Annotated in this window: 5 protein-coding genes; 2 read left to right on the top strand and 3 right to left on the bottom strand. The window is 44.2% G+C overall.

The window, feature by feature from the left end; genetic code table 11:
• Positions 1–451: 451 nt before the first annotated feature.
• Positions 452–928 carry a hypothetical protein gene (locus KNP88_RS15450; protein ID WP_214894536.1) on the top strand — a complete coding sequence of 159 codons (477 nt, stop codon included), beginning with the start codon at positions 452–454 and terminating at the stop codon, positions 926–928.
• A 375-nt stretch (positions 929–1,303) separates the two neighbouring features.
• Here KNP88_RS15450 and KNP88_RS15455 read toward each other — a convergent pair whose 3' ends face one another.
• The gene (locus tag KNP88_RS15455) at positions 1,304–1,741 is read right to left on the bottom strand and encodes a hypothetical protein (protein WP_214894537.1); all 438 of its coding nucleotides are present in this window, start codon (positions 1,739–1,741) and stop codon (positions 1,304–1,306) included.
• Positions 1,742–1,827: 86 nt separating this feature from the next.
• On the opposite strand from KNP88_RS15455, the gene KNP88_RS15460 reads away from it, so the two are divergent.
• On the top strand, positions 1,828–2,283 hold the full coding sequence (locus KNP88_RS15460) for a hypothetical protein (RefSeq protein WP_214894539.1): 456 nt from the start codon (positions 1,828–1,830) through the stop codon (positions 2,281–2,283).
• A gap of 195 nt (positions 2,284–2,478) precedes the next feature.
• Here KNP88_RS15460 and KNP88_RS15465 read toward each other — a convergent pair whose 3' ends face one another.
• On the bottom strand, positions 2,479–3,843 hold the full coding sequence (locus KNP88_RS15465; RefSeq protein ID WP_214894541.1) for a relaxase/mobilization nuclease domain-containing protein: 1,365 nt from the start codon (positions 3,841–3,843) through the stop codon (positions 2,479–2,481).
• Positions 3,810–4,139 carry a MobC family plasmid mobilization relaxosome protein gene (locus tag KNP88_RS15470; protein WP_214861854.1) on the bottom strand — a complete coding sequence of 110 codons (330 nt, stop codon included), beginning with the start codon at positions 4,137–4,139 and terminating at the stop codon, positions 3,810–3,812. The genes KNP88_RS15465 and KNP88_RS15470 overlap by 34 nt, the downstream gene beginning before the upstream one ends.
• Between the last annotated feature and the right edge of the window lie 1,114 nt (positions 4,140–5,253).

The raw sequence follows: 5,253 nt of genomic DNA on the forward strand, positions 1-5,253 counted from the left end.
CTGCAATCTTGGAACGCCTAGACATACGGATACCTCGTCCTACACTGGACGCAGTGCACCGATGGGCAGATTTAACTCTTTCCTTTTGCAAGGGGTTAGTCTGCCCATCCAGCCGTTTTCCTCGCCTTCCTCCCGCAGTATGCCCTCGCTCTTTTAGTTCTACAAGTCTTTTTCATGAAAAAAGGAATAGAAAATGCTGAAAAGATGAAGATCAACGACAGGTTCATGTGTCGTGCGAGGGATGTTGAAGGAGGGAGCGAAGCGATTCCATTCAACATCCCGCAGTACGCCAGCAAGCGAAGTGAAGGCGTAAACGCCGGAACGAAGTGCGGTAGTTCGGGAAAGCTAAACTCTAATAAAGAATGCAGGTGTCTAGCCCTATCATATAGAAAATTAAGAGGGTAAAAAGGAAGGTTAATAGTTGGTTATTTGTTAAGGAGGATTTGAAGGAATGAAGAATATGGACTTAACGATTCTGGATGTCATTGAATTAAACAAACAAATGAAGTTCCTCGATGTAGCGAAAACGCATGCTCCAGTAGGACGTGAGAAGCTTCGTGAAGCGATGAAACTTGCTGGAGCGACGTTTGATCAACAAACCAAGCGATGGCATATTCAAGAAGGTCATCCGAATGAGAAGAAACGGGTGTTGGATTTTGTTCAATCGAGTCGTATCACTAAACCGAAGCAAGAGAAAGCGCAAGAACAAGAACCTTTACGAGTGGATCCTGTGACAGGACAATCTCAATTAGACGACGGTTATTTCGAGATTGAGACGAAGCCGGAAAAGATTGTTCGTAAGAAAGTCTCGCTTGATCTTGATGTAGCTTTACATAAGCGTTTGAAGCATATCGCGCTTGAGAATGACGTGAAGTTATATGAATTGGTTGAAGGTGTGCTGCGTGATTACGTGAAACGAAAAAGTTAATTGATCAAACTTCTTTTTTTGGCTTTTTCTTTTTGATTTTTTCTTCGATGTAGATCAAAGAAAAAGCAGTCGCTAATAAGGCTGCTGATTTCATTAGCATAGGGACTAGTTCTTTGTTATAAGAAACGTATTTGCTCATGTAGTAGTGGACAATGACGAGCAACATGAAGTAGACGAAGTACCGAAGGTAGCGTATTGGAAGTCACTCCTTATGAAATATGACATGATTTTATGTTACATCAAAGTATGAAATGAAGTGGTCAAAAATCAGCAAAAAAGTCATCATTGCGTGAAATGACAATTCCTCGCAACGATACCGTTGGTATCAAGCTAAGTACGAAAAAAAGGGGCGAAATCGCCCCTTTTCACAAACTTTTATAAACCTTCACTTCGATTCATGTTAGCCATAACAATAGGTTCTTCATAGGATAGGATATGAAATTCTTGATCAAATGTCCTAATAACATAATGGCTACGTTCTCCTCGTTCTGTATAAATTTCATCTATCTTCATATGATTTCTTGCGAAATCTAGAAACTTAGAATTAGATACCTTTACGATAGGATGTGTATTCAAAAGTTCTTCTTCATGGATTCCATGTTCTTCTAGTGTTCCCATAAAAACTGCGTATTTTTCAAAACGTAATAGAAAGTAATCTCTAGAAGGATCACCTGTTAGTAGGTGTGTTTCGTTTTTTGAACCATAAAAGTACATATCGATCGAATAATGATCATTTTTCAATAAAGTCATCTTGTCTAGTGAAATCGTATAATCATTAGTTGCTAATAAAGTATTCAAATCAATATTCACCAAAATTAAAAACCTCCACTACCAATTTTTTAAAATATTCAGAAAATTTTCCCTTATTTGTATTATAGTACATTTAAGGGGGTTTCACATTGAAAAAAATATTTTACTTACTCGTGATTTTTACATTCTTTTTAGTTTCTTCTCCGTTCGACAAAACCGCTGAAGCTTCTTGTCGTCCATGGGATTCTGAAGATGATCCAATTCTTATGGAAATTGTCAGCACAAGTATGGTTTCTGAAGATGGAGGAACATCTTGTGGAAGTACATCTCCGGCTGGATGGGGTACTGTAAGAAGTGGTGCTACACTTACAAACGTTACAACTAAAGGAACGAAAAACTATGTGAAAAATGCAAGTTCCGCTCAGGCTGCTCGTGAATTCAATCAAGTTGCTCCAGGAGCACGTCAGCAAAAATATATTCAACCTGATGGATCAGTAACTTTTGTGAAGTTTTCTTCTTCAGGTGAAGTTCGGATGTACCAAGCTAGCTCAACAAAGGCTACATCAATTTCTTGGGCTAAAGAAAAAGTTCGTTACAATGACTAAAACTAAAAAATGATATAAAAGCAAAGGATGCTATCACTTCTAAAAATGAAGCGATAGCATCCTTTGCTTTATGGTAAATCAATACTTGCTAATGAGGCGATGAAGCGGAATAGAAGATAAATTGGAACGAGGAATATGGCTGTCATAAGCCCCTGTTTCCCAGCATCTAGCCACTCTGTTTTAAAAATTTTCCATTTAACGCTCGAAATCTTGCTCGTGAGACTTGTTGAAATGTCGTTTAGTTGCTGATCGTGGTTGCTCTTGATGTTGTTCATCTCTGTCTCGATCTTCTGCGTGTTGTTCGCGAGCATCTTCTCGAGTCGACTCTGTTGGGCGAGGATGTTGCTGTTCACCAGGTCTCCGATCTGTTCGAGTTCGTCGCTGATCAGTTTGTGGCTCGTGTTCAGTTGGTTGAGGTGTGTACTCTGCATCTCGCTCAGCTGTTCGTTCAAGATGCGTTGGTTCTTGCTGAGTTGGCTCGAGTACGTCCCGAGTAATGCCTGCAGTTGTTCGCTTGTGTTGCTGGTATGATTTTCGAGCTCCACGCTTCGATTGTTCAAGCTTTCGGTTGAATTCTTCATAGTCAAAGCCATCAGTTCTTCCGTGCTCTTGCTGATCTGGACGAGGTTCTCGATCTCCTGTTGGAACGTCATCTCCTTCTGGACGACTTCCTGCAGCACGGTCGACAGATAGCCCTCGACGGCTCTCAGGCGCATCAGCAGCTCCTGCTCGTTCTCGATCATGAGTGAGGGCGTCTGTTGGGCTTCCTTTTCCTGTTCGTTCCCCGTCCGGTACTCCGATGCCTCTTCCGACCTCACGATGTCGTGATTCTTCTTGTCCAACTGATCTCTCAAACCCATCCTTGATGACCTCCCTCTCATAATCAGATCCTAGTTTGTTATCTCGTACTCGTTTATTGTTCGCATGATCGTAGTAAGTCGTCGTCTTGCCCCGTTCTCGGACCTCGATGTTGTGTTTCTCTGACAGATAGCTTTTGAACGCTTCATAGCTCGTCGTGGCGTCTCTCGCTTCCTCGATCTTCGTTCGGATGTCGTCCTTCCAGGAAGACTTGCCCTTCTCGAGAAGGGCTTTCTCCGCCAACGTATAGCGAACGGGTGCCTCTCGCTTGAGGACGACCGACAGTCCTTGCTCGAGACAGAGCCGATCGCTCTCCTCCCGGATCCGATGAAGGTCTTTCTTCGAGGATTGGTACTTGCTGCCGTTCTCGAAGTTCACGGCATTGATGATGATATGGTTATGGATATGCTCCTTGTCCGTATGCGTGTAGATGACGGCTTCATGCCCCTTGGAGATGGATCGAGCGAGTTCCTGCCCGATCTCGTTCGCCTGTCGTGCCGTCACTTCCCCCGGCTTGAAGGATTGGATAATATGATGGGCTTGGATACCATCCGACTTGCCCCAGAGTTCCCTCGTCGCCTTCATCTGAGACTTGGCGTACTCTGGAGGGCAATCGACGCCTGATCGTTCCTCTGCCCGTTTCTCCGCATAGGAGATCAGCTTGTTGGCTACTTTTGTATTGCCGAGTTGAATTGTTGCCATATCTGATTCAACTCCTTCTGTAGATTGACCAGTTCCTCTTTCGGAACTGTCTTGCCCTCATTCGCGTGCTTGGTCATCTGGTTCACGTTGTTCCCGATGGCACGCAACTGACGGGCAATCTCGAATGCGCCCTCCCGATCGATCTTCGGGGGTCTCATTCTCGCTCCTTGTGCCTGCTTCTTCACATAAGCCGGCACACTCATTTGAAAACTTTCTGCTATCTCAGAAAGTTTCTCAAACTCGTCTTCACTCACACGAAAATTGACCTGTCGGTTCTCTTTTCGGTTCGCTTTCATAACAATCGCCCCCTCTGAATACGTACGAATTATGCGCCGAATGATGGACGAGTAGATGCCCTTACTCGTCCATCATATTCTATGCATAGAGGGGTTGGCAAGCTTCGTATTTGCTAGCCACTTCGTGGCGCCAATACAGCTTGTCGGGGGTTTCCCCGATCCCCTTTCTCTAAAAAATTAGAGACCGTTCTTTCGTCTTGGGAGACGAAAGAAGCTACTTCCTTGAGGAAGTAGCTTGGTAAATTCCTTTTGAAATTCTTATACAAATATTGAATTCGTGTATTGTCAGAAAACTCATGTAAGCGTACAATAAGCAGTAACAAAATATGGACGGAACAACAAAAAACGCCACTTCTCCTATCTACTTGTCGCCAAACGAGTAGATGATCACTGAAGTGACGCTTTTGAATAGCGAGTGCTACAACACTAGCTATTGATCGTTGAAGACACTACGCAGGTGGCTTCAACTTAGATGCACTTATCATACTAAGGAAACCTAGCTTTTACAAGGTTTTAAGTATAAAAAGGACATTGTTCAGTAGCGAGTTTTGCGAAACCTGCTATCGAGCGATGTCCTTTTTGTTTTGGTTTTACATATAAAGAGGTCAGCACTCGCTCTTTAAACGAGTAGGTTCATCTAGCCGATGCAGTAAAATAGATCGGTCATCACCGCAGTTCCAGTATGTGATGCGACGTTAGCAGGGGAAGGACGGAGAGCCCTGTACATAGCCTAAGTCCCGAAGGGATATGGTAAAGATCGTTGAGAGGTTCAGACGGGGTCATATGGTACGAGACCGTAGGCAGTCCCACGACAAACGGTGGGGAATTTCCTAGTAGGCGGCTGTATGATTGCTGTGACACGACATATGACGGCTTTTGGCCGCCATACAGTGGGTTATATGACGAGTCGCCGAAAGGCAGCAAGGTAGGGCGTGGAAACGCCTTGTGTGCGCGAGAGCGCAGCGAGTCATATCGTAGGGGCGAGACTCCCCTGCAATCTTGGAACGCCTAGACATACGGATACCTCGTCCTACACTGGACGCAGTGCACCGATGGGCAGATTTAACTCTTTCCTTTTGCAAGGGGTTAGTCTGCCCATCCAGCCGTTTTCCTC

Source organism: Exiguobacterium sp. H66, assembly GCF_018618705.1.
Lineage (GTDB): Bacteria > Bacillota > Bacilli > Exiguobacteriales > Exiguobacteriaceae > Exiguobacterium_A > Exiguobacterium_A oxidotolerans.

What these genes read in the sequence shown, in the direction of transcription:
- KNP88_RS15450 (WP_214894536.1), top strand. Translation starts at nt 452, where the DNA reads ATGAAGAATATGGACTTAACGATTCTGGATGTCATTGAATTAAACAAA.
- KNP88_RS15465 (WP_214894541.1), bottom strand. Translation starts at nt 3,843, where the DNA reads ATGGCAACAATTCAACTCGGCAATACAAAAGTAGCCAACAAGCTGATC.
- KNP88_RS15470 (WP_214861854.1), bottom strand. Translation starts at nt 4,139, where the DNA reads ATGAAAGCGAACCGAAAAGAGAACCGACAGGTCAATTTTCGTGTGAGT.